Below are 25,409 nucleotides of genomic sequence, written 5' to 3'. Positions count from 1 at the left end.
CCTCCCTCTTCCGGAACCTGATGTCAGGCAACTGAATTAGTTGCTCTTCATCCAGATATCCATGTCGGTTTTCAGGTTGTCGGACTTGGTACCGAAGATGGCTTGTACGCCGGAACCAGCCACTACCACACCGGCAGCACCCAGTTTCTTCAGACCAGCTTGGTCAACCTTGGCTACATCTTTCACGCCAACACGCAGACGGGTGATGCAGGCATCCAGAGAAGCGATGTTCTCTTTACCACCGAAGGCAGCAACCAGAGCGGCGGACATTTCGTCTTTACCTTGGCCAACAGTGGACTCGGTGCTCTCGTCTTCACGACCCGGAGTTTTCAGGTTCATGGCACGGATAACGAAGCTGAATACCACGTAGTAGATGGCAGCGTATACCAGACCCAGACCAACCAGCAGCATCATGTGGCTGGCACGCGGGGACTGAACAACGAAGTCGATGAAACCGTTGGAGAAGGTGTGACCGTGTACGATACCCAGGGTGTTGGTCAGCACGTAAGCCAGACCAGCCAGTACAGCGTGGATGGCGTACAGTACCGGAGCAACGAACAGGAAGGAGAACTCGATCGGCTCGGTAATACCGGTCAGGAAAGAGGTCAGGGCTGCAGAGGCCATGATACCTACTACCTTGGCACGGTTCTCCGGCTTGGCGGCGTGAGCGATGGCAAACGCAGCGGCAGGCAGACCGAACATTTTGAACAGGTAGCCACCAGCCAGCTGACCGAAGCCGTTACCGGCAGCGCGGGACGCGTCATCAGCGGTCAGGAAGCAGGTCATGATACCGTGAACAGTTTCACCGGCACCGTTGACGCAGGTACCAGCCTGATAGAAGAACGGTACGTTCCAGATGTGGTGCAGACCGAACGGGATCAGAGAACGCTCAACCACACCGTAGATACCGAAGGCCAGTACCGGGTTCTGGTTGGCAGCCCAGTCAGAGAAGGCACCGATAGCGCCACCTACTGGCGGCCAAATGACGGAGAGGATGACACCCAGACCGATAGAGAGGAAACCGGTGATGATGGGTACGGCACGTTTGCCGGCGAAGAAACCCAGATACTCGGGCAGCTGGATTTTGTAGAAGCGGTTGAAGGCCCAGGCAGCGATACCACCGGCCAGGATACCACCCAGCACACCGGTCTCGATGCTTTCAACACCCATGACAGGTGCCATTACCTTCAGAGTGGCGACCATGATGCCGTAGCCAACGATGGCAGACAGGCCGGATACACCGTCGTTATTGGTAAAGCCAAGGGCGACACCCACTGCGAACAGCAGGGCCATCTGGCCAAATACGGAACCACCGGCCTGTTCCATCAACTGGGAAACAATTTCCGGCAGCCAGCTGAAGTGGGCAGCACCCACCCCCAACAGAATACCTGCGACTGGCAGGACTGATACTGGCAGCATCAGCGCCTTACCAACCTTTTGCAGATTAGCGAAAGCATTTTTCAACATTGTGTGCGCTCCTGAATGGATTGTCGTCCCTGAACGATTTATTAGGATGAACCAACGACTCTTCATCGAAATATTATCGAATGGGGTTTGCTTATTTTGACCATCAGAATATAACCCAGCGGGTCGTAAATTTCTGCTTTCGATGGAAGTGGAATATTGATTTTGGAGGGAAGATCACAACTTGTTCTGGAGGGAAAATTGCACATATTTTTTGAATGCAATTCTGCACAATCACTCTATTACATCTAAATATAAATTACAGTTTCGCATTGTATTTTTATTACTCCAAGCAATGCAAACGGAAACGGAATGTAACCCAATGTAACAGGCTTATTCTCTATTATTACAGTCTACCGATTAAAAAGGCCTCCAACAAGGGAGGCCTTAATAAATATAGTGATCACTCAAATTTGCTTGAGCTTATTTTTGCGAGCGCTTCACCGCATCGACAAATACCTGTTTCGCTTTGGTCGAACCGGCACGCTCAGCTTCATTGACCAGCTGCATCGCCTTGTCGATATCGCCCGCTTTCACCGCCTTCTCGATCTGGGATTGATAGAAGGCTTCGGTTTCACTCAGCATGGCAGGAGCCGGCTTGGCAGGGACAGCTGCACTCGTTGCAACAGCAGCTGTTGCTGCAGGAACAACCAGCTTGTTAGGGGTAGGGTCAACGATCGGAGTGTTGGCATTGATCGCTTCCTGGTAAACCGGTTTGTAGAAGTTATCACCCAGCTTGGTGGAACTCATGTCTTCCACATCAACGCTAACCACACCCCAGGCAGAGTGAGGAATGAGCGGGTCCTTGGCGCCATAATCCTGAACACTCAATGACTTGGCCATCATCTTGGAGGGGCTCATCGCTTGGGTAGTTTGGCTCAAAGTAGCCTGAGTGGTGTAAATCACCATGTAGGTTTCGTTGTTCGGGTTGCCAACATAGGAGCGGTCAATGGTAAAGACCCCCTCTACCCGATCACCATCCAGCAGCCTGGCCGGCTTATAGGTAATGATGTCGGAACCGATAGTACGAGTCGGTTTGAACTGAGAGTCCAGCATCAATACGGTGGGGTTGAACAGGGTCTTGTCGATCAGACCTGCAACGGTAATTTTGAGATCGCCGGAATTGGTCGGCAGCTTGAACGCTGCGTAATAGCTCTTGCCTTCCGGGAAGTTGAACGCCGGAGAGCTGCCATCAATGGCAATCAATTTTTTCTGCTCAGCGGCCAACGGCTGATACCGCAACTCACTGATACTAGAGCAACATACTGTGGCTGTGCCGAGTTGCTGCAGGGCGCTGGCACGGCTATCGAGAATACTCTTGTACTCCTGGGTGGGAGCCACTGTAGCCTCAAGAGACGCACACGCCGTCATCAGAGTGGAACACAAAATCGTCAACGCTACCTTGCTATATTTCATCTGCATACCCTACACGCCATCTTGAAAAAAAGAGCCCCCGACAAGCGGGGGCGACTTGATATCAGGTGATGGTGAGATTACCACCAAGCTTCAGCTTGTACACCGAAGTTCCAAGCATTGTCCTGTCTAACACCGTTGCTGTCGGCACGGAAAGCACCGTCCTGATCCACGTAAGAGGCGAATACACGGATTTCCGGACGAGCCCAGAAGCTGGAGCCAGCAGACCAGGCTTGTGCGATGGTATACTTACTGCCTTCAGTGGACTTATCGGCTTTATTGGTAACCTTCTCGTTATCCTTGAAGTAACCCAGCTCGACGATGGTCTTCATTACGTCGTTCCATTTGTACATCGGACGAGCAACGATGGAGAAGGTATCTACATCCTTGGTGTCTTTTTCCAGACCGTTTGCCTGTGCGTAGATGATCTGGTGACCAAACTCGACCTTGTCACCTACCGGCAGTACACCCCAGTTGATCAGACGGAAACCGTCACCGCTTTCTGCATTGGCCTGCAGACCACTGCCTGAACCACCTTGGTAGTTAACACCTTGAGCAGCCAGACCATCCTTGAAGTACTGAGCGACAGTCTTGTTAAAACCGCCCAGCATGGATTGGGTCAGCTCAGCAGTCACCATGTGGCCATCTTTCAGATCCGGGTATTTCAGTTTCTGCTGATCAGTCGGGTTGGAGCTGGCAAAGTCATAACCCAGTTCCAGAGAGGCGTCTGTCCAGAGCGGGATACCGGCATAACGGATGTCAAAAACGTTAGTATCCAGAGTCTTGGAGTCGTCTTTACCACCATCGTAAGCATCCCACGGGTCGTTACGAAGCACAGCCACAGAGAGTTTGCCCGGACCAGCTTCGATATTTTCTACACCGGCACCAGCACCGGATACATCCCAGTAGTAGGTATCGGAAATATGGATGTCATGACGCTGGTAGTAGCGCTTACCGGCCCACAGAGTCTCGTTACCGCCAAACATGTTCTTGGCTTGAACGTTGAACTGACGCAGAGCGAAGGTAGCATCGCCATCTTTGCCGTCGCCTTCCCAGTCACGCTTCTGACCAGAGGTCATGGCAAACATGGAGTCGACATAGAAAGTCTGGTTGTTCTTGTTGTAAACCTCTTGGCCCAACTGAACTTCACCATAAGTTTCGTTCTCGTTACCCAGACGACCAACTTTTTGCTTGCTGATGGTCTGCATTTCACCGTTGTCGGAAACACCGACACCGGAACGGAAGTAACCGTGGAAATCTACGGCAAAGGCGGCTTGGGAAGCCAGGGCGGCAGTAACAGCTGCAGCAATCGGGAGCCACTTCATTTTCATTGTCATATTCCTTATTTCCCGCTGTGAGGAGTGTGATCCTGAATATTTATCACCGGGCAATCCTGCTGGTGATAACCGAGGTCGATTATAGGGAGCACATATCGCGACAAATATGAACCGACTCACAAAATGGCGACAAATCGCTCGGCAAACGATCGCCTCACATCAATGACGCAAAAAATCCAAAAACAAAGCAATAATTAACCAATTATATCAAAAATGAAGCGATCAAGATCAACCTGAAACCGCTCTCATTAATTAATTCGCGACGAGATGAAAGTGAATATTTGATCACTCATTGGCAAAAACATGACTGAAATCGCTTTCATGATTGAACTTTTATTTGCCTGATATGTCCTGCTGCCTTTTGAAACAGCACAAACAAGAAAACGGTGTCAGTGAGAAATATGTCGTTATTGTCAGTGCGGATATTTGATGGACATGGGGAGAATGGCGCACAAATAATAATCCCCTGCCGAACCGGACAGGGGACTTATATGAGGCAAATTACCGCGTAATTTTCCGGCTATATATGCCAGCTTTTTAGCCAGGCCAGAGCGACCCGCTCCGGCTCATCGTGCAGGGTCGCATCCAGCTCAAGGCGCGGGACAACCGCTGTTGCCCCCAGCTCCTGCAACTGACTATCCAGCCGACGGCCGGCACCGCAAAAATGGTCGTAGCTGCTGTCCCCCATGGCGACCAGAGCATACCGCAACCCCTTGAGCCAGGGGGCGCGCTCAGCCAGATCGGTAGCAAAGGGTTGCAGATTGGGGGGAATATCCCCCTGCCCCGTGGTGGCGCTGACCAGCAATAAAAAACGGCCGGGGTCGATATTCTCCAGCCGTGCCTCTTCATAAAGCGCAGTCTTGTGCCCTTGCCGTGCCAGCTCATCTGCCAGCGTCTCGGCCACCAGCATGGCCGCACCATAGACGCTCCCTACCACGATATCGATCTGTGCCATCACCTGCTCCCTGCCATTTCAGTCGGATGATGAGTCACTTTATCGACAAGCTGGCGCCAGATGCAACCGGATGCGGATCAGTAGTCACTCTCGCTGGCAGGCCAGCCCAACTCGGCAAACAGGCGCAGCACATCCTGACCAAGCGGCGCCTGGATCCGCATCGGCACCTTGAGGATCGGGTGGGTAAAACTCAGGGTGCGGGCCACCAGCAGCAAGCGCTCGCAGCCATAATGCTCGCGGAAGAAGCGGTTATGGCGGCCATCGCCGTGGGTGGTGTCGCCCACAATCGGATGGAACAGATGATCCATATGGCGGCGCAGCTGATGCTTGCGGCCGGTTTTCGGGAACAATCTGACCAGACTGTAGCGACTGGTGGGGTGCTTCTTGGAGACCGCATGGGGCAACTCGACCCGGTGCAGCCGGCGGAAGGTGGTGACCGCCTCCTGCGCCGGCCGATCCGGGTCGCTCATGGCGTCGGCGATCTTGTCCAGCTGCTCCTTGAGGGGGTAGTCGATCACCCCCTGCTCGGGCGCCCAGCCGCGCACCAGCGCCAGATACTCCTTGTGTACCTGACGGTTGGCAAACGCCTCGGTCAGGGTACGGGCAACCGCCGGATCGAGGGCGAACAGCAGCACCCCGGAAGTGGGTCGATCGAGGCGATGAACCGGATAGACGTGGCGACCGCCGATCAGATCCCGGGTCATCTGCATGGCAAAGCGGGTCTCGGCCTTGTCGAGCCAGCTGCGATGCACCAACAGGCCGGAGGGCTTGTTGACCGCCACCAGCCACTCATCCTGATAGAGCAGGGTGAGCTGCAGCGCTTTCTCTTCTTTACTCTGCTCGTCCATCATTGCTCGACCACTTTGCCGGAGAGCAGCAGGTCGAAGCGGGCGATCAGCCGCAGCAGGGCCTCCACCTCGGCCAGCTCCTCTTTATAGACTTCACTGGCCATGGGGTAGAGGGAGACGCTGCTCGGCAACGGCGCCTGCATCACCACCAGCTGCTCCATGCGCGGGATCAGCACGAACTGCAACCACTGGTCAAAGCTCAGGGTATCGACACAAAAAGGCAGGGTACTGGCCAGTGCCTCCTCGCCCGGATGCTCCGCCTGCCAGCGCTCGAGGCGCTGCAGCTCGGCCGTGAGTTCCCCCAGCAAGCCGGCGACCAGCAAATATTGATTCATATCGTGCACTTCCTCATCACCACAGGTTGATCCGGGATGGCCGTGCGCTTGCCAAGCAAGGCAACAACAAGACGCCAGCCAGAGCGGCAGCCTTCGCAGCCAACCGCCCGTAAAAAAGGGCGATACTATACACCTCCTCCCGAGCGGCTGCCATGCAGAGATCCCGCCACAGACTCGCCATCCGGGCCGGAGCCAACGCTGGCTATCCGTGGCCATGGCCTTATAATCGGCCCGCATCATATTCAAGCCGGAGCTCTCCATGTCTGCGACGCCGACCGCCATCAATACTCTGACCGACTTTCTGACCCAGGCTGGCACCCAGTTCCAGCTGTTTGACATGGGCCGCCAGGTGCGGCCGCTGGCCAGCGACACCTTTGTGCGCATCGAACAGCAGCAGGAGCCCTACCCCTGGCCGCTGCAGCAGCACGCCTGGCTCGGCGTCCACTTCTTCCAGCCGAGCGAGTCGCGCCACTACCTCTGGTTCCTCAAGTTTGCCCTCGACGAGCGCGGCCTGCTCATCTCGAGCGGCCCCAAGCACTTCATGGATCAGGTGGTGGAGACGCTGGGCTACAAGCTGACCGGCGAGCTCGACGAGGAGAAAGCCAAGCGGCTGGCTGACAACCCCTACACCTTCCGCCCGGCCGAGGCCAAGATGGCGAGCCTGCACGCCAAGCTGGCACGCCAGCTGGAGCAGGCCCCGTCGGCCTATTACGAAGCGCTCTGCCACTATCTGGCTGCCCCCAACGACACCGGCTGGCAGACGCTGGGGCTGCAGGGTTTTGCCGATCTGGCAGAGCGGCTGCATGATGAGCGCAATCTGGCGCTGGTCTGCAAGGCGCTGCCCAAGTTGCCGCAAGAGCCGCTCTACGCCCTCTGCCAGAGTCTGGAGAGCGCCCCCTTGCCACCGGCCGTGCAAGGCGCCCTGCTCGAGCGGATCGGCAAGGAGCAGGAGTGTGCCGCCCCCAATCCGGAGACTCTGGCCTACCTCTGCCGCGCCATGGCCTCCTGCCCCGGCAGCGCGCTGCGCACCAACAAGCTGCTGACCCTGCTGCAAACCCAGCCGAGCCCGGCGCTGCTGCTCGCCATCGCAGGCCGGCTCTGGCCCGATCTGCAGGATGCCAGACTGCTCGGCGACTATCTGGAACAGCTCGCCCTGCAACCGACCCAGTTCTTCAATCAGGTTTTTGCCGAGCTCGTCACTTTACCGGCCCTGCGCAATGATATGCTGGCCAGACTGCGTGACCCGGAACGCAGCGAGGAGCTGGGCAAGGCGATTGGCCGCCTGTTTGCCTCTGCCTGATCTGCGGCATCGCCTGGCCCATTGGCCACGATTTGGGAGACAAGGGAGTCTGACCACAGGCTCCCGCTATCTGGCTGACAGCCGACTCTGACAATGATCCGACAACAAGGAAGCTGCCTATGGGAGAGATGCTCGGAATTCTGGCGCTGATGGCGATAGCCGGCGCGTTCTGGCTGCAACGCCGTCAGGCCGAACTGGCGTGGCAATACATGCGTCGCTACTGCCAGCACCACGACCTGCAACTGCTGTCGCTGGCCCGCAGCCGCCGTGAAGTGGCCGGCAAGCCGCTCAGGCTGCTCACCCACTACCAGTTCGAGTTCTCCAGCGATGGCGAAAGCCACTATCAGGGCACCCTCAAGATGCAGGGCCTGCACGTTATTGGCGTCGAGCTGCCGCCCCATCGCATTCCCACGGTTTAACATCCCCTTGCTTCATTACCCGGCCTGCTTATCCCCCTCCCCATCCGGGTCGGGGCCGGCAAGCCATATGACACAGATCGGGCGAATGCCTTTGATGAGCACAAACGGCATGCTGGCTGCCGCCAGCTGTGCGCTCTCCTCGGCATAAGCTGAAGTTGGGTCATTTTCCTAAAACCCATAAATTTTGTTTATAGCGACCAAGTCGGGCCATCTCCCGTCTCTCCAACCCTCGTCATCAGCGGCGCAATGCCCCCTCCGCCATCAGGATGAAACCCCAACCCGCCGCGGGGGGAAAAAATCCGCCTGTCTATAATCTCAGGGATTAGCCAAGGGAGAGACGAGATGGCCCCCCTGCACCACGATTTACCCGCCCTGTTCGCCCAGCTGGGCATGGCCAACGACGAGCTGAGCCTCTATCGCTTCGTCCACGAGCATCATCTCGACAACGAGACCCTGCTGCCGGAGGCGCAGTTCTGGAGCGCCGCTCAGGCCAGCTTTCTGCGCGATGCCCTCTGGCACGACTCCGACTGGTGCGAGGCGATCGATCAGCTCGACCTGATGCTGCGCCAGCCCCGCTGAGCCCTCCCCTTTTATCCCCTGCGGGCTTTGGTTAAGATCCCGCCCCGACCAGCCACTTCGGCCCCCATCTACCCATTCAGCAGAGCACGCTTATGTCCGCCCACGAGATCATCCGTATCGCCAACGAACTGGCCGCCAAGGGGATCACCCCGACCACAGCCATGATCAAGGCTCGCCTGAGCCAGCCGGTTGCCATGGCCGAGCTGCTGAAAGTGCTTAGCCAGTGGAAACAGCAGCCAGCTGGCGCCCCGGAAGCGTCCAGCCAGGAGCAGGCAGCCCCCGCCCCCGTTGCCGAGCCCACCCTGCTGCTGCTTGCCGAACAGCTCAATCGTCTCGAACGCAAAGTGGATCGGCTCACCGACCTGCTCATCCAGCAGGGGAAAAACTGAGCCATGTATATCGTCGAACTCTGCTTTGAGTGCTATCGCGACACCTCCCTCGGTGAAGCCGAGCGGGCCATCGTCAACTATCTGGACATGCTGCGCTATCAGGGCCAGATCCTCGGCCGCGAGTTTCCCACCAGCATGCACGAGGGCTATTTCGTCAGCCGGGTAGTCTGCCCGGAGCAGGACAGCCTCCACCCGGACAACCAGAGCGAGCAGGTCAAGCTGGCCGAGCAGCAGCTCAATCAGGCGGGGTTGCTGGCACCGAAGCTCCATCTGCAGGGGGCGGATCTGCTCTCCGACAGCACAGACCCTTGCGGCCAGCAGGGCGAGCGCCCAAGCTGGATGATGCTCTATACCAGCTTCCTGCATACCTGCTCGCCACTGCGCTGCGGCGACCACTTCGCCCCCATCCCGCTCTATCAGGTGCCAGCCATCGCCAACGGCGATCACAAACAGATCATCAAGTGGCAGGAGGATTGGGAGGCGTGCGATCAGCTGCAGATGAACGGCTCCATCGCCGAACATGCGGCGCTGCACGAGATTGGCGAGGTGGGCAGTCGTCTCTACCGGCGTGGCAGTGATCTCGCCAAGCGGCTGGAGGTGCTGACTGGCATCCCCACCTACTACTACCTCTACCGGGTGGGCGGCGTGAGCGCGGCCGAAGAGAAGGCGCGCCCCTGCCCGAGCTGTGGTGGCGAGTGGGCGCTGGCAGCGCCGCTGCACGAGATCTTCGACTTCAAGTGCGACAACTGCCGGCTGGTCTCCAACCTCTCCTGGGATTTCAAGGATTAAGCGCGCCCTGCCCGTGACCCAATAAAAAAGAGCCTTGCCGCGTGGCAAGGCTCTTTTTGTTGCGATATTCGTTTCGACATTTCGTTTCGAAATCTGTTCTGCCAAGCGACTGTGGCGCGAACAGGCGCTATTGCGGCAGGGTCTCCAGCCGCTCCAGAAACGCCGGCAACGAGGGGGCCAGCGGCAGCCGGCGGCCGGAGTCGAGCCACTCCAGCCACACCTGACCGCTCTCGTTATCCAGCGAGATGAGGGTCATCTCGTTGCGGGTGGTGGCAAGGAAGATGGAGGGAGTACGCTTGAGCTTGCGCAGCATCAGCAGGTGGCCGATGAGGTTCTCCTTGAGCAGGTCGAGATCCGCCTCGTTCCACGGCAGGATCAACTCAAGGCGCAGCCCCTTGAAGAGGCAGGGGACAGGTCGGCTGAACCAGTGGCCAAACAGGGTGGTCGCAGCAGGATGAAGCTGCAACTCCAGCGCCTCGTTCATGGCGGTGAAATCGCCGGGTTCGCTGCGTAGATAGGGGCGCCAGCTGATCTGGCCGTCGACCGGCTCGCCAAGCTGACAGGGGGAGCGCCAATCCGATTCCCACTGGCACAGGGGCAAGCCTCGTCTGGCCTCGCCGTCACGCTGCCAGCGGGTAAAAAAGTGCTTCAGGGCAGACAAAACTTGATCCGACATCGAAAATCCCCACAATTGCTGGCAAAGTCCGCTATTGCACCATCAAACCGGGTGACAGACAAGGTTGCCAGCGCCCCGTTGCAGCTCGGGGTTATCCCCGCTGGCAAGGCTGCGAGCACGCTCTGGCCATGCAATGGCCCGCTTCCTCCCAATCATGATGAACACATTAGGTGAGCAAACCTGTGAGCAAACAAGATAGATACGCCGGCGCCAGCGCCCTCAAGGGCTTGAGTCTGGGCCAGCAATCCGACTACATCAGCCAGTACACCCCCTCCCTGTTGCAACCGGTTCCCCGCAGCCTGAACCGGGATGATCTGAAACTCGGTGACGACCTCCCCTTTACCGGTTGCGATGTCTGGACGCTCTATGAGCTCTCCTGGCTCAACAGCAAGGGCAAGCCGATGGTAGCCGTGGGCGAAGTGACCATTCCGGCCACCAGCCCGAATCTTATCGAGTCCAAATCGTTCAAGCTCTACCTCAACTCCTTCAACCAGACCCGTTGCGACTCCATTGAGGCGGTGGCGGCCTTGCTGGAGCAAGATCTCGGAGCCTGCGCCGGCGAGCCGGTCAAGGTGACCCTGTTCCCGCTCGATCGCGCCCCGCACCAGATCGCCACCCAGCCTGGCGAGTGCATCGACGAGCTGGATATCGAGGTCGACCACTACGAGTTTGATGCCGACCTGCTGCAAGGCGCCGCCAGCAGCGAGCTGATCGAGGAGACCCTGCACAGCCACCTGCTCAAGTCCAACTGTCTGGTCACCAGCCAGCCGGACTGGGGCTCTGTGGTGATCCGCTACAAGGGGCCGCAACTCGATCGGGAGAAACTGCTGCGCTACCTCATCTCGTTCCGCCAGCACAACGAGTTCCACGAGCAGTGCATCGAGCGCATCTTCATCGACCTCAAGCACTACTGCCAGCCGGAGCAGCTCACCGTCTATGCCCGCTATACCCGTCGCGGCGGCCTCGACATCAACCCGTTCCGCTCCGATTTCGAGGCGGTCCCCGCCAATCTGCGGCTGATCCGTCAGTAAAACGGGCTGACAATAGAAATGAGAGGGCGTCGGTTGGACGCCCTCTTCTTATCTGCAGGGGAAGCATGAGTAAACTCTGGACGCACAGGGGGGCGTTGGATAACATGCCCTCACCCCTGTGCCGTCCTTAATCCAATGAATCAACTGTTTTTTCTGGCCATGATGATGTCCTCCCTGTCCGCTCCGAATCTTGATCTGGACAAGGAGCAGCTCTCTGTCGACCTCCAGCAGGCTCAGTCGCTGGTTCAGACCGATCCCGCCAGATGCGTCCAGATCACCTCCGCCTTCCTGACGCGCGCAGCCAACAATCCCCAGCAGATCATCAGCAACCGGCAGGAGTTCGGCTATCGCGAGCCAATCCTGAACTACAGCACCATCGCCCAGTCCGTCGGCGCCTATCTGCTCAAGGGAGAATGCCTGTTGCAGCTGGGCCAGTATCAGGCCACCCAACAGGCGCTCGACAAGGCGATGGATCTGGCAGACAAGGAGAATCTGCCAGAACTCAAGGCACACGGCCTCTATCTCAAGATCCGCAGCCAGCTGCTCAAGCCTGACCACCAGAGCAGCAGTCGCCCCTTGCTGAGCGAGCTTGAGGAGCAGCTGACCGCCCCCAATCTCAAGCAGAGCCAGCTGCAGATCTACAGCCGGCTGCTACGCACCAGCTATGACATCGACAATCAGCAGCTCGAGGATGCCAAGGTGCATCTGGCCGAGGCCCGCAACTGGGCAGCGAAAGCGGGCTATCCGCTGGCCAGCGCCTGGGTCAGCGCCATCAGTGGCGATCTCTATCGCGCCCTGCAGCAACCCCAGCTGGCCCTTGGCGAATATATCGATGCCCAGCAGCAGGCGAGAAATCTCAACGATCCGCTCTTCCTCGGCCTGCTCTCCAACCAGATCGTCAAGCTCTACCAGCAGGAGCAGGAGCCCCAGAAAGCGCTCCAGTATGCCAATGAAGCGGCCAACTACTTCCACTCCATCGGCAATCCCTCCCTGCTGTGCGACTCGCTCATCGTGCTGGCGCGCCTCAACCGGGATCAGGGAGACCTCAATCTGGCGCTGGTCTACTTCTTCAATGCCCTCGACCTCATCGATGAAGGGAGCAACCGGCCACAGTCCTCCCTGCTCAAGTACGAGATTGGCAAAACCTACCTGCAAAGCGGCAACCTCTCGCTGGCCAGCAACTACCTCAATGCGGCGCGCCAGTCCCATGAGCTGAACGATGCCAAAGAGCCGCTTATCGATACCCTGCTGCTGCTCGGCGAGCTCTATCTGAAAAAGCAGGAGGCCGCCATCGCCATCCTGCAGCTGGAGAATGCCCGGGCACTGGCCGACCAGATTGGCGATACCCGCCGCCAGTACGAAGTGTTCCGCCTGCTCTCGCTGGCTTACGAACAGAAAGGATTCCTGCGCCAGGCGCTGGACAGCTACAAGCGCTTCCACCGACTGGGTGAGGAGGTTCGCCAGCAGGAGATCGCCCAGGAGCAGGCCGCCATCCGCGACAACTATGTCCACGTCGAACGGGTGCAGCACATCAAGGAGCTGGAGCAACAGCTAAGCCAGAGTCAGCACCAGCAGGAGCGCTATCTCTGGTCGAGCATCACCACCAGCCTGCTGCTCGCCCTCTTTATCTATCTCTTCTTTACCCTCTGGCTCAAGCTGCGCACCGCCCGTCTGCAGGCCAAGCGCACCGGTGAAGCCCTGCTGATAGAGCCCCGCTCGGGACTGGCCAACTGGCAACGTCTGATGAACCGCTGGCCGCGGGAGATGGCCAAACGCCAGCTCAAATCGGAGCGCTGGTATCTGAGCGAAGAGCCCACCAGCGAATTTGACGACAAGCTGCACTATTTGCTGTTCCGGGTTCCTTTCCTGCTCAATGTGCGGGAGCAGCACGGCTATCAGGCCAGCAGCGAGATTGAACAGGCCTTTGGCGCCTATATCGAGACACTGACTCCGCAGGATGGCCGCATCTACGATTTGCGCGAAGGGCACCTGCTCTATGTGGTACCGCAGCGGCATGTGGCCAATCTGCACCAGCTTGCCGGCGATCTGCTGATCGCCATCGCCGCCTTCCCCTGCGACTACCCAATCGATCGCCGGGTCAGCCTTGGCATCGTCAGCCACCCCTTCCTGCCGAAGGCGGCGACCGCACTCGATCACCACGGCCTGTTTGACCTCTGTTATCTCGCCCTGTCGGGAGCCATTCAGCTCAGTGAAAAACACCAGCAAAACGTCTGGCTGGAGCTGGCCGCCATCGATTGCCAACAGGCAGCATTTTTTAATGGGGATGTGTGGCAATGCGCCCTGATGGCAATTGACAAGGGACTGGTAAAAGTCAATTCTTCTCATGAAAAGCAATGGGTTAATTGGCACCAACTTGCAAGGAAGCAAGACACCGGCCCACAACCGTAAAATAGATAACAGACGAGGCTCGATCACGGGTTCGGTCACTGTTGCTATCTGACACGAAAAACAATAATGACAACAGGGCGACCTGATAATGAATGACATCGCTGCCGTAGCAGGACAATTGGCAAGGCTAAGGGAATCCCTTCAGCAGAAACAGCTGGAACTCGACGGAGTACTCTCATTCTCCGATGCCGAGCGTGCCCGCGGCATTCAGTTTATCAACAAGCTGATGCTCTCCTGCCGTGGCTTCGACCGTGAGCTGGACAACCGCTTCGCCAAACTCAAGCAGAAACTGGATAATAATCCCGCTTTCACCGCCCTTGACGCCGATCTGCTGGCGATCGAAAAACTGTTGCAACAGCACAGCAATGCCATCGAAGAGTCGATGACCCTGACCCAGGCCGCCATCGATCTCGGCTCCAGGCAGCTCAAGACCATCAAAGGTTTCCCGGAAGATACCCGCAAATCCCTCAAGGAGTTTTTGGCCAGTCCTGCCGGCTACGGCATTGCCGACCATCAGAAGAAGGTGATCAGGCTGCTGGAGTTCTACCAGCAGGCCATCAAGATCCAGCTGCTGCCAAGCCAACCCCTGCAGGTCAATCCGGAGCAACCCGCAGCCGAGAGTGAAGCGAACCCCGGCGAGCCCCAAACAGAAAACGATGCCTTCGATCTCAAGGAGCATGTTCGTCTTGCCGACGAGTTGCAACGTCTCATCACCGAGCTCGATTTTGCCGGTTCCATCGGCGAGAGCCTGAGTGACATTCGCCGCCAGCTGCTGATCGGGATCAACCCCGCTCTGCTGGCCGAAACCAGCCTGCAGGTGATCGAACTCATCATCGAGGGCACCCGTGAGGAGCGCAAAGCCTCCCGCGCCTTCCTGAGCACCCTCAACGAGAGCCTTTCCGCCGTTCACGTCGGTTTTACCGAGTCGCTGGATGAAGGGCGCGCCCTGCACAACGAGACCAAAGAGACCCGCGAGGCGCTGGTTAACGAGTTGCAGGCCATCGATCAGACGCTTGCCAGCCACAACACCCTCGATGCGCTTAAAGAGGCGATTTCCGGCCATATGGGCGCCATCAACCAGCTGCTTCAGGAGCGCGAAAACACGGCGGCAAGGGAGCGCCATCTGCTCACCCGCCTCTCCACCATGGAGTCCAAGCTCAGGTTGATGAAGGAGGAGACCGCCGAATACAAAAAGCGGCTCACCATCCAGAAGCACAAGCTGTTCCTCGACAGCCTGACCCAGGTGCACAACCGGGCTGCCCTCGACGAACGGCTGGAGCAGGAGTACAAACGTTGGCTTCGCTATCGCACTCCGCTTTGCATGGCCATTATCGACATTGATCACTTCAAGAACATCAATGACAACTACGGTCATATGGCGGGCGACAAGGCGCTGAAAGTGGTTGCCAAGGCGCTGCAAAGCGCACTGCGTGACACCGACTTCATTGCCCGTTTCGGCGGCGAGGAGTTTGTGGTGCTGCTGCCCAACATCAATCCGGACAAGTTCCAGAAGCCCCTTGAAACATTGCGCCAGACCATCAAGAGCATTCCATTCCGCTTTCGGGATGCCAAGGTGGAGATCACCATCTCCATCGGCGCCACCCTGTTCAAGGAGGGGGACAACCCGTCCGATGTGTTCGAGCGGGCGGACAAGGCGCTATACCACTCCAAGCATACCGGTCGGGATCAAGTGACTCTGGCCTGACGAGCGGTCAAAAAAACAGCGAACAGTCGTCCCCCCTATTTCCCTCCCCCCTCTGTTACCACTACTATCGAAGTCAGGGGATGCAAGAAGGCATCCCCTTTTCTCCCCAGGGAAAAGCACAACGATAACAAGATGAGTAAAGGGGAACCCTATGATTACGCATATAAATCCGGTCGGCAGCATGGATTTGCTGTCACAGCTTGAGGTCGATCGCCTCAAGCAGACAGCCTCCAGCGATATCTATCAGCTGTTTCGCAACTGTTCGCTGGCGGTGCTCAACTCTGGCAGCCACACCGATAGCTCCAAAGAGATACTTGAGCGTTTCAAGTCGTTTGATATTCACGTGATCCGGCGCGAGCGCGGGGTCAAACTCGAGCTGTTCAACGCGCCGGAGCACGCCTTCGTCGATGGCGAGATCATTCGCGGCATTCAGGAGCACCTCTTCTCGGTGCTGCGCGACATCCTTTATGTCTCCAACCAGCTCGAATCGAACCGTCAGGTCAATCTGACCAATTCAACTCACATCTCCAACGTGGTCTTTGCCATCCTGCGCAATGCCAAGGTGATCCAGCCCGGCGCCGATCCCAACCTGATCGTCTGCTGGGGCGGCCACTCCATCAACGAGATCGAATACCAGTACACCCGGGCGGTCGGCAACGAGCTGGGTCTGCGCGAGCTCAACATCTGTACCGGCTGTGGCCCTGGCGCCATGGAAGGTCCGATGAAGGGTGCTGCCGTTGGCCACGCCAAGCAGCGGGTACGCAACGGCCGTTACATCGGTCTGACCGAACCCTCCATCATTGCAGCCGAGCCGCCCAACCCCATCGTCAACGAACTGGTGATCCTGCCGGATATCGAGAAGCGACTGGAAGCCTTCGTGCGCCTCGGCCACGGCATCATCATCTTCCCGGGCGGAGTAGGTACGGCAGAAGAGCTGCTCTATCTGCTCGGTATCATGATGAACCCGGCCAACGAACGCCAGCCGATGCCCATCATCCTGACCGGCCCGAAAGAGAGTGCGGACTACTTCCGTGCCATCGACGACTTCGTCAAGGCGACCCTGGGTGAACCGGCTACCCGCCTCTACCGGATCATCGTCGGCGATGCACCGGAAGTGGCACGGGTAATGAAAGAAGCAATGCCGAAAATTCGCGAATATCGCAAATCGGTCGGCGATGCTTACTCCTTCAACTGGTCGCTCAAGATTGAGCCGGAGTTCCAGCTCCCCTTCGAGCCGGATCACGCCAACATGGCCAGTCTGGATCTGCACCGCAACCAGCCGCCCCAGCTGTTGGCAGCCAACCTGCGTCGTGCCTTCTCCGGCATCGTCGCGGGCAACGTGAAAGAGGGCGGCATTCGCGCCATCGAGAAGAAAGGCCCCTTCAAGCTGCACGGCGACAAGGAGCTGATGCACCTGATGGACAAGCTGCTGGAGAGCTTCGTCAAGCAGCAGCGGATGAAGCTGCCGGGCAGTCAGTATGTGCCTTGCTACGAAATCGTACGCTGACGGGTACAGCAGGTAAATCGAGGGGCGCAATGCGCCCCTCTCTTTTGCCACTCAGCTGCCAACGGCCATCAATCCCCCATCAGGCTCGCGGGTTTGTTACAATGGGGCGTTCCGACTGCCAAGAGTGCCCCATGTCAAATCCAAGGCCACACCTGCTTATCATCGATGCCCTCAACCTCATCCGCCGTCTGCATGCGGTGCAATCACAGCAGGCGCTGACTCCTGCCCAGGCGCTGGTTGCCACCCGCGCCAACCTCGTCAATACCTGCCGCAAGTTGCTGACCAATAGCGAACCAACCCATGTCATCGCGGTTTTCGACGGGGAGGTGCATAGCTGGCGCAAGGAGATCTATCCGGCCTACAAGGAGGGACGCACACCCATGCCACCGGAGCTGCGCGAAGGGCTGGGTACACTGCAGGATGCCTTATGGGAGTGCGGCATCGACGCCCTGCTTTCAGAAACCGACGAGGCCGACGATCTCATCGCCACCCTTGCCTGTGGCATTGCCCAACACGGGGCAAGGGCTACCATCATCTCCACCGACAAGGGGTTCTGCCAACTTATCTGCCCGCAGATCCAGATCCGCGACTACTTCAACAAGCGCTGGCTGGATGCCGCCTTTGTCGAGCAGCAATACGGGGTTGCGCCAACACAACTGGTCGATTTCTGGGCGCTGACCGGTATCGGGGGCTCCAACATCAAGGGCGTTCCGGGAATCGGCCCCAAGACCGCAACCCAACTTCTGCTGCAGTATGGTGATCTGGCCACCATGCTAGCTGCCAGCGAGCAGGAAGAGGCAGCGAAAGCGCTGCTCAAGCTGCGTCAGCACAGGGAAGAGGCGCTGCTGGCCCAGCGATTGGTGCGGTTGCAACAGGATATTCCGCTGGGATTCAACCTGCGGGACATCCGGTACCCGCCCCAGCCCGAATAACGCCCGAACAAAAATGCAGGCAAGGGCGCGAACCATGACGAGACTCACCCTCGTCGTTGATGAAAATGAGTAGAATGTAAAGGAATGTGGTTGGATTGCTAAGTAAATGATATAAAGCAGCCCCATCCTCCCCTATACCCTGGAAGTGGAACCCTCTCATGTCCAAAAGAACAATTACCGTTATCCCGGGCGACGGCATTGGCCCCAGCATCATCGAATCAGCCATCCAGATCCTGACCCACGCAGGCTGTGATTTCGAATATGAGTATGCAGATGCGGGCCTGGTTGCCCTTGAAAAGCATGGCGAACTGCTGCCACAGGCAACGCTGGATCTAATCGAGAAGAACAAGGTCACCCTGAAAGGGCCGCTTACCACTCCGGTTGGCGGCGGTTTTACCTCCATCAACGTCTCCCTGCGCAAGAAATTCAACCTCTACGCCAACGTGCGTCCGGTCATCTCCTTCAAAGGCACCAAGAGCCGTTACGAAAACATCGACATCATCACGGTGCGCGAAAATACCGAAGGGATGTATTCGGGCGCTGGCCAGAAGCGCAGCGATGACAACAAGAGCGCCGAGGCGATGAGCATCATCACCCGCGAGGGGGCCGAGCGCATCGTCAAGTTTGCCTTCGAGCTGGCCCGTCAGGAAGGGCGCAAGAAGGTCACCATCATCCACAAGGCCAACATCCTCAAGTCAACCTCCGGCCTGTTCCTCGAAGTGGCTCGTGAAATCGCCAGCCACTACCCGGATATCCAGAGCGAAGAGATGATCGTCGATGCCGCCTGCATGAATCTGGTGATGTATCCGGAGCGCTTCGATGTGATGGTCACCACCAACCTGTTTGGCGACATTCTCTCGGACCTGTGCGCCGGTCTGGTTGGCGGTCTCGGCATGGCGCCGGGTGCCAACATCGGCGATGGTGCAGCTATCTTCGAAGCGGTGCACGGCTCGGCGCCGGATATCGCAGGCAAGAATATCGCTAACCCGACCTCGGTGATCCTCGCCTCCATCCAGATGCTGGAGTACCTCGGCATGCAGGATAAAGCAGAGCGGATCCGTGAGGCGGTACGCGCCACTATCGAATCCGGTGATCGGGTTACCCGGGATCTGGGTGGTAGCGCCTCCACCAGCGAATTTACTCAGGCCATCATCGATCGGTTATGAGTTAATCCATTGATATTGAAAGGGAGCTTCGGCTCCCTTTTTTATCTTCACAATAACCTCACCCAGCCGTCTGTTGCCGTCTATTTTCATAGGAGAAGTGACAGGGAGGGTCTCCGATGCGTACTACCGGAATGGTATTTTTGACAGGGCTGTTACTCTTGACTGACCGGGCTGTCGCATTGGAAAACAGCACCAATCCGGGGGCCATGCTCCCGCGTCAGCAGGCGCTGACCAGCCGTGAAGTGTGGCGCTCTACGCTGGATACCAACGATCTGCTCAAAGCTCCCAAACCGCTCTCATTCGGTATTGAAGTCACCACCGATAACTACGGCAACCAGCAGATAACCTCCTACCCGCAGCTCAATCTCACCCCGGAAAAGAGTGTCAGCCTCTCTTTCGAGCGCTACAAACCCAAGGTCAAATTCAGAACCGGCACCATGAATACGGCGATAAAACTGAGGGGCAACGGAGTAAAACTGCAGCTCAATCCGGTCGACAAGAGCATTCCCCTCGAGATCGAGCTGAAGGTCACCAATGACGAATCCTCCCTGCGCGTCGATTATCGCTTCTAGCCAGAACCAGATAGCAAAAGACCGGTGAGTTTCCTCGCCGGTCTTTTTACTATCTCGGATGTGCATCCTGTCTATCAGGCCTTGGGTTGCAGCTTGGAAACCCAGTACTTGTTGTAGACATGCACGGTGATCTCTTCACGATCGTGGTAGAGCTGCTTGGCCTGGATCACGAACGCGTTGTCGATCTCCTTGAGCATCTCACGCAATACCTCGATATTGTGCACCGATTCGGCATAACGCTTCTTCATCGGCAGCTTGAGGTTGAACATCGCCTCCTGGCAATCATTCTCCCGGAACCAGTCCGCAATCATGTGAACGACCCGCGCCGGTTTATCGACCATGTCACACACCAGCCAGTAGGTGTTCTTCTTGCTCGGACGCCAGACAAAGCCGTCATCGCGCACATGTTTGACCTGACCGGTATCCATCAGAGATTGCGCCATCATGCCGTTGTCGACCGCCGTCACCATCATGCCACGACGCACCAGCTGATAGGTCCAACCACCCGGGCAGGCCCCCAGATCCACCGCCTTCAGGCCGGAGCAGAGACGCGTATCCCACTCTTCTCGCGGCACGAACACGTAAAACGCCTCTTCCAGCTTGAGGCTGGAGCGGCTCGGCGCATCGGCCGGGAAGCGCAGACGCGGGATCCCCATATGGAATCCGGAGTTGTTGAAGGAGTAGGAGTAACCCAGCAGCACGTGATCATTGGCCATGAAGAAGGCGTGGAACACCGGGCGGTTCGGCGTCTCCTTCTTGGTCAGGATCTCGTTGTTGCGCAGCGCCTGACGCAGCGGAACGGTGAACTTGCGGCAGAAGGCCGACAGCTCTTTCGCTTCGTTGGTGTCAGCAGTTTCGACCCGCAAATCGCCACAAATGGTGTATTCGCGAACTGCGTCGATGATGGGGGTGATCCGATCCGCAACATCCAGATCCTTCAGATCGTGGGTGACCACCAGCATCTGACGGATAAAGATAAGCTCGCGGAATGGCAGCTTGCGAGCCAGCAGGTCTGCCTGCTCCTCGTCATACAGTTCGAATATCACATAACCACTGTCGTCCTTGACCCGGGCGAAACCGTAGCACTGCATGTTACCGGCACGCTCGGTGATCTCTGCAGCCGCCTCTTTCTCAAAACCGGGGCGGCAATAAAGCAGCAGATTATTCATTTTTTCCTCCAAGACGACAGCCAGCCCATATCAGAGCCGCCCATCCCAACATAAAACAGAGGCCACCGGCCGGGGTAATGAGCCCCAGCCCCTTGCTGCCAAGCAGCACCATGGCGTAAATACTGCCGGAGAATCCCAGGATCCCCAGCACAAATGCGGTGCCGGCAACGGTAATCACCTTGCTGCGCACCCCGCACCAACCCAGTACCAACAGGGCCAGTGCGTGAAAAAACTGATACTGCACGGCGGTATTAAAGGCCGCCAGACGCTCGGGAGCAATGCCGGTGGCGGCCAGTCCGTGGGCGCCGTAAGCCCCCAGCATGGTTGCCGTCAGCCCGAAAAAACCAGCCAGCACCAGCCAGTGTCGATGGATACTCATCCTGACTCTCCTTCTGTAATTCCCCGACGCGTCAACCCGGCGCCGGCACAACACCAACGAATTGCCGTATCCGGCTGGCGGACTGTTGCAGATTATCCTGCTCGCAAAGACCACTGCTCTTTCTCGGCTTGAAACCATGATCACCATCGGTCAGCCAGTGGACCGATACGGCGGATGAGAAAGGAAAATCGGCCAGTTCGACGCGAGAACCGAAAGTATCGCGCTCCCCTTGCAGCAGCAGGGTCGGCGTCTTGATCTGCTTGAGTACCTCACCCCGCCAACGGTCGGGCCTGGCCGGGGGGTGGAAAGGATACCCGAGAATGAGCAAACCTGCAGCATTCATCTCGCAATAGATCTCGTCACTGATCTCGGCCGCCATCCGCCCTCCCATCGACTTGCCAGCCAGAAACAGCCGGGGATGGGCAAATTCCCGCACCATCTCGCGCCAGTGGTCAAGCAAGACGGGTTGCCGGTCCGGCGGGCGACGCTTACCATCCAGAGCTTGCTTGCTCATATAGGGAAAGTTGAAGCGCACCACCTCGATATCCGGCCCGGCCAGCAGGCGCGACAGCTCGGCGAGAAAGGCGTGTTCCATTCCGGCACCGGCACCATGTGCCAATAAAATGCGAACGGGGGCATCAACTACCCCCTCACGGATCACCTCATGCATCGGCGAGTCGCGCTCTGCGGCGGGCCTCTTCCTGCTCCACCAGCTCCAGCATCCAGTCGCGGAAGGCTACGATCTTGCCCTGATCGGACTGCTGTTCCTGACAAACCAGATAGAAGGCATTTTTGCTCACCAGCACCTGCTCGAACGGACAGATGAGTCGGCCAGCCTCAATCTCGGGCTGAGCCAGCACGCTGTGACCAAGAGCCACTCCCTGACCGTGGATCGCCGCTTGGATCACCATGGTGGAGTGGCTGAAGATGGGGCCCTGATTGACGTTGGGCGCATCGATGTCGAGCTGGCGGAACCACGCCTTCCAGTCGCGGCGGGAAGTGTCGTGCAACAGGGTGTGCAAGGTCAGATCCTGCGGAGTGCGCAGTGGCTTCGGGCCAGTCAGCAGCAAGGGGGAGCAGACGGGGATAAGGTATTCGGTGTGAAGCTTGTCCGAGCGCAGACCCGGCCAGTTGCCGCGGCCGTAGTAGATGGCCACATCAACATCATCGGTCAGGGAGCCTTCATCCAGGTCGACCGCCTTGATCCGCACATCGATGTCGGGATGGCGCTCGCTGAACTTCACCAGCCGCGGCACCAGCCACTGGATGGCAAAACTCGGCTGCAGGCTCACCGTCAGCGCCCCTTTGGCGCTGCGTGCCAGCAGCTTGTCGGTCGCTTCCGAGATGGAGGCAAAGATATCCTTGATATCGAGGAAGTAGCCCTGCCCCTCTTCCGTCAACAGCAGGGAGCGGTTCTTGCGGCGAAACAGCTTGATGCCAAGATACTCCTCCAGCGCCTTGATCTGATGACTGATGGCAGCCTGGGTAACGAACAGCTCTTCCGCAGCCCGGGTAAAGCTTAAGTGACGAGCCGCAGCTTCGAACGCCTTGAGGGCATTGAGCGGGGGTAAACGACGAGACATGACACCAGCCGACGATGAGTTTTTCTAATGGGGCGCATTATAATTTGTCGGTTGCGGGTCGACCAGTGAATAAACATAATTCGCCCAGCAATCAGTCGCCATATGGCTCACATTTTCTACTACATGTTGGTTTGCATGGGTTTTTCGTGAGTCGTTCGACTGTGATTGTGGTGTTGTGTTTCTTCCTCTGCGGGAAGAGGGGTTTAAATCTTATCGATTTGACCCAGTCTGTCATCTGAATGTGTTTGGCGCCTCCTGTCGGATGGCGCCTTTTTTCATTCCCCTATACCTTGAACTGACCTACCAGTTGCTGCTGCTTGTCGGCCAGCGCCGACAATTCGCGACCATTCTCGGCGGAAGTCGCAGCCTCGGCGCGGATGGTGTGGCTCACATCGCGAATGTTGCTGACGTTGCGGTTGATCTCGTCAGCTACCCTGCTCTGCTCCTGCGCCGCCCGTGCAATCTGCTCGTTCATCTGGTGGATGGTGGAGACCGACTGGATGATCTGCTCCAGCACCCGCACCGAGAGATCGACCTTGCCCAGCGTCTGGTCAGCCTGACCATGACCATCGTGGATTGCCTTGACCACGGCTCCGGTGCCGGACTGCAGCTCGCTGATCAATTTCTGGATCTCGACAATCGCATTCTGGGTACGGCCCGCCAGATTGCGCACCTCGTCCGCCACCACCGCAAAACCACGACCCTGTTCACCGGCCCGCGCAGCCTCGATGGCCGCATTGAGCGCCAGCAGGTTGGTCTGCTCTGCAATCCCCTGGATCACGGTGAGAATATCGTTGATGTTGTCACTGTTGGCGGAGAGCCGTTCAACCACCGGCAGTGCATTGTTGATGATAGCCATCAACTTGCGCATCGCCTCCTGGGTATCGGCCACTACATACTTGCCCTCTTGGGCGGCAGCGTCGGTTTCATTGGCCGCAGCCACTGCCGAAGAGGCGTTGCCGGAAACCTGCAGAGCCGTTGCGCTGAGCTCTTCAAAGGCAGTAGCAACCAGATCGACCTCCTGATACTGGGTCTGCATGCCACTGCTGGTGCGCTCGGCAACGTGAGCCGCTTGCTCGGCACTGGTACGCGTTCCTTCTACCGTGGCGATGACCTGACTGATGGTCGATTGCAGTTTGTTGAGGAAGCTGTTGAACCACTTGGCCAGCTCGCCGATCTCGTCCTGACGATGAATTTCGATGCGCTGGGTCAAATCCCCTTCACCAGTGGCAATATCCTTGAGTCGGGCAACCACGGCACGGATGGGGGCAACGATTTGACGGGCCATCAGCCAGATAAAGCTCAAAGCCAGCAAGGAGATAAGCGCGCCAATCCCGAGCTGAGTGGCGACGCTGCGGCTCGATTCACTGGCGAGATCCTCTTGCAGCTGCTGGGCCGATGCGAGCACCACGGCTCGGGGCAATTCGATATAGATGCCCCACTTGCGATCGGTACCACGCATGGTCACGGGGACAAAGGTTTGCAGTATGGAGCCGTCGCTGCTCCAGCGGCTCAGCTCCTGTCCTTGGTTGAGCCACCCTTTCAGGTCAGCAGCCAGTCCCTGATACTTCTGATCCAGTGCTCGCCCCAGCGTGACATCGAATTGATCAGCACCTGCCACACGCCCTTCATGACTGACCAACAAAATTCTGCCTTTGCCGTCATAGAGCTCCTTGTCCATGGTGGAAACCAGATTCTGCAATGCAGTCAAAGAGATGTCGACGCCAACCATCCCCAGCAAGTTGCCGTTATCCAGCAGAGGGGTGCTCACCGATGTGATCAGAACCTTTTTATCGCCGACGTCATCCAGATATGGTTCAAGCAGGCAGAGCGCCTTGGTGCGGATGCTGCAACGATACCACTCGTTTTCAACGCCGCCAGATGCGGTCGGTGTTTCGTCAGCCAGCACATCCTCGTTTTGCACCTCAGGCACCAGCTTGCCGTTGTCATAGGCCCAATAGGTTGAGAAACGCCCTTTGTCATTGGAGCCAATCTCGCTGGAGCCCTGATAGTTGCTGTCCTCTCCGTCCAGCTGATCGGGTTCAAACACAGCGTAAACGCCGAGCAGATTGGTGGAAGAGGCTGCGGCATCGTGCAGCTGCTGGTTGATGGCGCCACGTAGCGCCTCGGAGTGAACAAAGTTGTCGGCCGCATTCTTGCGTTGGAACAGCACATTTTCAGCAAGCAGAGTAGCCCGGAAATAGGCCTCGTCCAGATAACTGGTCACCTTGGCAGCCTGCTCCGCTCCCATCGCTTTCATCCAGTTTTCTGCCGATTGCTGCGCCTCGTGCATTGTTGCTTGTCGCACTTGCGCCTGCATCTTGTTGGCATTGTAAAGAGATGAAGCAACCAGAGCGGCTGCGGTAACCAACAAACAACAACCGGCAATCAGGGTGATCCGACCCTGGACAGAAAGAGCACTCATGCCAATATTCCTAACGTCATAGCGATA

Annotated in this window: 24 protein-coding genes; 12 read left to right on the top strand and 12 right to left on the bottom strand. The window is 57.7% G+C overall.

All coding sequences use genetic code 11. From position 1 onward, the window contains the following. Positions 1 to 36: 36 nt before the first annotated feature. The 6 genes from ptsG to I6L40_RS07605 form a co-directional block, all read right to left on the bottom strand. Positions 37 to 1,467, bottom strand: a complete 1,431-nt coding sequence (gene ptsG, locus I6L40_RS07630) for a PTS glucose transporter subunit IIBC (RefSeq protein ID WP_041208073.1) — start codon at positions 1,465 to 1,467, stop codon at positions 37 to 39. 420 nt (positions 1,468 to 1,887) lie between these two features. Further along, positions 1,888 to 2,805 carry a MalM family protein gene (locus tag I6L40_RS07625; protein WP_338429786.1) on the bottom strand — a complete coding sequence of 306 codons (918 nt, stop codon included), beginning with the start codon at positions 2,803 to 2,805 and terminating at the stop codon, positions 1,888 to 1,890. Between the two features lie 152 nt (positions 2,806 to 2,957). Next, on the bottom strand, positions 2,958 to 4,208 hold the full coding sequence (locus I6L40_RS07620) for a maltoporin (RefSeq protein WP_209298008.1): 1,251 nt from the start codon (positions 4,206 to 4,208) through the stop codon (positions 2,958 to 2,960). Positions 4,209 to 4,734: 526 nt separating this feature from the next. Then, positions 4,735 to 5,169, bottom strand: coding sequence for a flavodoxin (locus I6L40_RS07615; protein ID WP_216995218.1), 435 nt, complete (start codon positions 5,167 to 5,169; stop codon positions 4,735 to 4,737). 77 nt (positions 5,170 to 5,246) lie between these two features. Beyond that, positions 5,247 to 6,020: a tRNA pseudouridine(65) synthase TruC gene (gene truC, locus I6L40_RS07610; protein ID WP_041208070.1), complete on the bottom strand. Its 774-nt coding sequence runs from the start codon at positions 6,018 to 6,020 to the stop codon at positions 5,247 to 5,249. Next, on the bottom strand, positions 6,017 to 6,352 hold the full coding sequence (locus I6L40_RS07605) for a YqcC family protein (protein ID WP_033113715.1): 336 nt from the start codon (positions 6,350 to 6,352) through the stop codon (positions 6,017 to 6,019). The genes truC and I6L40_RS07605 overlap by 4 nt, the downstream gene beginning before the upstream one ends. Positions 6,353 to 6,611: 259 nt before the next feature. Between I6L40_RS07605 and I6L40_RS07600 the strand changes: the two genes are divergently transcribed. From I6L40_RS07600 to I6L40_RS07580, 5 genes are all read left to right on the top strand, one after another. Beyond that, positions 6,612 to 7,652 carry a DUF3549 family protein gene (locus I6L40_RS07600; protein WP_041208069.1) on the top strand — a complete coding sequence of 347 codons (1,041 nt, stop codon included), beginning with the start codon at positions 6,612 to 6,614 and terminating at the stop codon, positions 7,650 to 7,652. Between the two features lie 119 nt (positions 7,653 to 7,771). Further along, positions 7,772 to 8,071 (top strand): DUF3301 domain-containing protein, encoded by a 300-nt coding sequence (locus I6L40_RS07595; protein WP_041208068.1) that lies wholly within the window; start codon positions 7,772 to 7,774, stop codon positions 8,069 to 8,071. Between the two features lie 342 nt (positions 8,072 to 8,413). Further along, entirely contained in the window at positions 8,414 to 8,650 is a 237-nt protein-coding gene (locus tag I6L40_RS07590; RefSeq protein WP_033113718.1) for a DUF2789 family protein, read from the top strand. A gap of 92 nt (positions 8,651 to 8,742) precedes the next feature. Next, the gene (locus I6L40_RS07585; protein ID WP_216995217.1) at positions 8,743 to 9,039 is read left to right on the top strand and encodes a DNA-binding protein; all 297 of its coding nucleotides are present in this window, start codon (positions 8,743 to 8,745) and stop codon (positions 9,037 to 9,039) included. 3 nt (positions 9,040 to 9,042) lie between these two features. Next, a complete protein-coding gene (locus I6L40_RS07580; RefSeq protein ID WP_216995216.1) occupies positions 9,043 to 9,828 on the top strand; it encodes a Zn-ribbon-containing protein in 786 nt (261 codons plus the stop codon). A 127-nt stretch (positions 9,829 to 9,955) separates the two neighbouring features. Here I6L40_RS07580 and syd read toward each other — a convergent pair whose 3' ends face one another. Further along, a complete protein-coding gene (gene syd / locus I6L40_RS07575) occupies positions 9,956 to 10,504 on the bottom strand; it encodes a SecY-interacting protein (RefSeq protein WP_071912262.1) in 549 nt (182 codons plus the stop codon). Between the two features lie 182 nt (positions 10,505 to 10,686). Between syd and queF the strand changes: the two genes are divergently transcribed. The 7 genes from queF (at position 10,687) to I6L40_RS07540 (ending at position 19,826) form a co-directional block, all read left to right on the top strand. After that, entirely contained in the window at positions 10,687 to 11,535 is an 849-nt protein-coding gene (gene queF, locus I6L40_RS07570; protein ID WP_216995215.1) for an NADPH-dependent 7-cyano-7-deazaguanine reductase QueF, read from the top strand. 135 nt (positions 11,536 to 11,670) lie between these two features. Further along, positions 11,671 to 13,944, top strand: coding sequence for a hypothetical protein (locus I6L40_RS07565; protein ID WP_216995214.1), 2,274 nt, complete (start codon positions 11,671 to 11,673; stop codon positions 13,942 to 13,944). Positions 13,945 to 14,032: 88 nt separating this feature from the next. Continuing rightward, positions 14,033 to 15,649, top strand: a complete 1,617-nt coding sequence (locus I6L40_RS07560) for a diguanylate cyclase (protein WP_156852364.1) — start codon at positions 14,033 to 14,035, stop codon at positions 15,647 to 15,649. A gap of 151 nt (positions 15,650 to 15,800) precedes the next feature. Beyond that, entirely contained in the window at positions 15,801 to 17,156 is a 1,356-nt protein-coding gene (gene ppnN, locus I6L40_RS07555) for a nucleotide 5'-monophosphate nucleosidase PpnN (RefSeq protein WP_033114234.1), read from the top strand. A gap of 131 nt (positions 17,157 to 17,287) precedes the next feature. Further along, positions 17,288 to 18,088 carry a flap endonuclease Xni gene (xni, locus tag I6L40_RS07550; RefSeq protein ID WP_216995213.1) on the top strand — a complete coding sequence of 267 codons (801 nt, stop codon included), beginning with the start codon at positions 17,288 to 17,290 and terminating at the stop codon, positions 18,086 to 18,088. A gap of 158 nt (positions 18,089 to 18,246) precedes the next feature. Next, positions 18,247 to 19,254: an isocitrate dehydrogenase gene (locus I6L40_RS07545; RefSeq protein ID WP_033114232.1), complete on the top strand. Its 1,008-nt coding sequence runs from the start codon at positions 18,247 to 18,249 to the stop codon at positions 19,252 to 19,254. Positions 19,255 to 19,370: 116 nt separating this feature from the next. After that, positions 19,371 to 19,826: a hypothetical protein gene (locus I6L40_RS07540; RefSeq protein WP_225628279.1), complete on the top strand. Its 456-nt coding sequence runs from the start codon at positions 19,371 to 19,373 to the stop codon at positions 19,824 to 19,826. Between the two features lie 74 nt (positions 19,827 to 19,900). Here the strand turns inward: I6L40_RS07540 and rlmM are convergent, their stop codons facing one another. The 5 genes from rlmM to I6L40_RS07515 form a co-directional block, all read right to left on the bottom strand. After that, entirely contained in the window at positions 19,901 to 20,995 is a 1,095-nt protein-coding gene (gene rlmM, locus I6L40_RS07535; protein ID WP_042030238.1) for a 23S rRNA (cytidine(2498)-2'-O)-methyltransferase RlmM, read from the bottom strand. Then, positions 20,988 to 21,374, bottom strand: coding sequence for a DUF423 domain-containing protein (locus I6L40_RS07530; protein ID WP_041208057.1), 387 nt, complete (start codon positions 21,372 to 21,374; stop codon positions 20,988 to 20,990). The genes rlmM and I6L40_RS07530 overlap by 8 nt, the downstream gene beginning before the upstream one ends. 31 nt (positions 21,375 to 21,405) lie before the next feature. Then, on the bottom strand, positions 21,406 to 22,044 hold the full coding sequence (locus tag I6L40_RS07525; RefSeq protein ID WP_216995212.1) for an alpha/beta fold hydrolase: 639 nt from the start codon (positions 22,042 to 22,044) through the stop codon (positions 21,406 to 21,408). Then, the gene (locus I6L40_RS07520) at positions 22,037 to 22,957 is read right to left on the bottom strand and encodes a transcriptional regulator GcvA (RefSeq protein ID WP_005338622.1); all 921 of its coding nucleotides are present in this window, start codon (positions 22,955 to 22,957) and stop codon (positions 22,037 to 22,039) included. The genes I6L40_RS07525 and I6L40_RS07520 overlap by 8 nt, the downstream gene beginning before the upstream one ends. Before the next feature lie 283 nt (positions 22,958 to 23,240). Then, the gene (locus tag I6L40_RS07515) at positions 23,241 to 25,382 is read right to left on the bottom strand and encodes a methyl-accepting chemotaxis protein (RefSeq protein WP_216995211.1); all 2,142 of its coding nucleotides are present in this window, start codon (positions 25,380 to 25,382) and stop codon (positions 23,241 to 23,243) included. Positions 25,383 to 25,409 lie beyond the last annotated feature (27 nt).

It is taken from the genome of Aeromonas sp. FDAARGOS 1410 (genome assembly GCF_019048745.1).
Lineage (GTDB): Bacteria > Pseudomonadota > Gammaproteobacteria > Enterobacterales > Aeromonadaceae > Aeromonas > Aeromonas jandaei.
Note: the sequence above shows the minus strand (reverse complement) of the source record. Positions and strands in the feature narration are given on the sequence as shown.

Bases quoted from the DNA above. Each gene is read 5' to 3' on its own strand.
- ptsG (WP_041208073.1), bottom strand. From the start codon at position 1,467: ATGTTGAAAAATGCTTTCGCTAATCTGCAAAAGGTTGGTAAGGCGCTG.
- I6L40_RS07620 (WP_209298008.1), bottom strand. From the start codon at position 4,208: ATGAAAATGAAGTGGCTCCCGATTGCTGCAGCTGTTACTGCCGCCCTG.
- I6L40_RS07615 (WP_216995218.1), bottom strand. From the start codon at position 5,169: ATGGCACAGATCGATATCGTGGTAGGGAGCGTCTATGGTGCGGCCATG.
- truC (WP_041208070.1), bottom strand. From the start codon at position 6,020: ATGATGGACGAGCAGAGTAAAGAAGAGAAAGCGCTGCAGCTCACCCTG.
- I6L40_RS07605 (WP_033113715.1), bottom strand. From the start codon at position 6,352: ATGAATCAATATTTGCTGGTCGCCGGCTTGCTGGGGGAACTCACGGCC.
- I6L40_RS07600 (WP_041208069.1), top strand. From the start codon at position 6,612: ATGTCTGCGACGCCGACCGCCATCAATACTCTGACCGACTTTCTGACC.
- I6L40_RS07595 (WP_041208068.1), top strand. From the start codon at position 7,772: ATGGGAGAGATGCTCGGAATTCTGGCGCTGATGGCGATAGCCGGCGCG.
- I6L40_RS07590 (WP_033113718.1), top strand. From the start codon at position 8,414: ATGGCCCCCCTGCACCACGATTTACCCGCCCTGTTCGCCCAGCTGGGC.
- I6L40_RS07585 (WP_216995217.1), top strand. From the start codon at position 8,743: ATGTCCGCCCACGAGATCATCCGTATCGCCAACGAACTGGCCGCCAAG.
- I6L40_RS07580 (WP_216995216.1), top strand. From the start codon at position 9,043: ATGTATATCGTCGAACTCTGCTTTGAGTGCTATCGCGACACCTCCCTC.
- syd (WP_071912262.1), bottom strand. From the start codon at position 10,504: ATGTCGGATCAAGTTTTGTCTGCCCTGAAGCACTTTTTTACCCGCTGG.
- I6L40_RS07565 (WP_216995214.1), top strand. From the start codon at position 11,671: ATGAATCAACTGTTTTTTCTGGCCATGATGATGTCCTCCCTGTCCGCT.
- I6L40_RS07560 (WP_156852364.1), top strand. From the start codon at position 14,033: ATGAATGACATCGCTGCCGTAGCAGGACAATTGGCAAGGCTAAGGGAA.
- ppnN (WP_033114234.1), top strand. From the start codon at position 15,801: ATGATTACGCATATAAATCCGGTCGGCAGCATGGATTTGCTGTCACAG.
- xni (WP_216995213.1), top strand. From the start codon at position 17,288: ATGTCAAATCCAAGGCCACACCTGCTTATCATCGATGCCCTCAACCTC.
- I6L40_RS07545 (WP_033114232.1), top strand. From the start codon at position 18,247: ATGTCCAAAAGAACAATTACCGTTATCCCGGGCGACGGCATTGGCCCC.
- I6L40_RS07540 (WP_225628279.1), top strand. From the start codon at position 19,371: ATGCGTACTACCGGAATGGTATTTTTGACAGGGCTGTTACTCTTGACT.
- rlmM (WP_042030238.1), bottom strand. From the start codon at position 20,995: ATGAATAATCTGCTGCTTTATTGCCGCCCCGGTTTTGAGAAAGAGGCG.
- I6L40_RS07530 (WP_041208057.1), bottom strand. From the start codon at position 21,374: ATGAGTATCCATCGACACTGGCTGGTGCTGGCTGGTTTTTTCGGGCTG.
- I6L40_RS07525 (WP_216995212.1), bottom strand. From the start codon at position 22,044: ATGCATGAGGTGATCCGTGAGGGGGTAGTTGATGCCCCCGTTCGCATT.
- I6L40_RS07520 (WP_005338622.1), bottom strand. From the start codon at position 22,957: ATGTCTCGTCGTTTACCCCCGCTCAATGCCCTCAAGGCGTTCGAAGCT.
- I6L40_RS07515 (WP_216995211.1), bottom strand. From the start codon at position 25,382: ATGAGTGCTCTTTCTGTCCAGGGTCGGATCACCCTGATTGCCGGTTGT.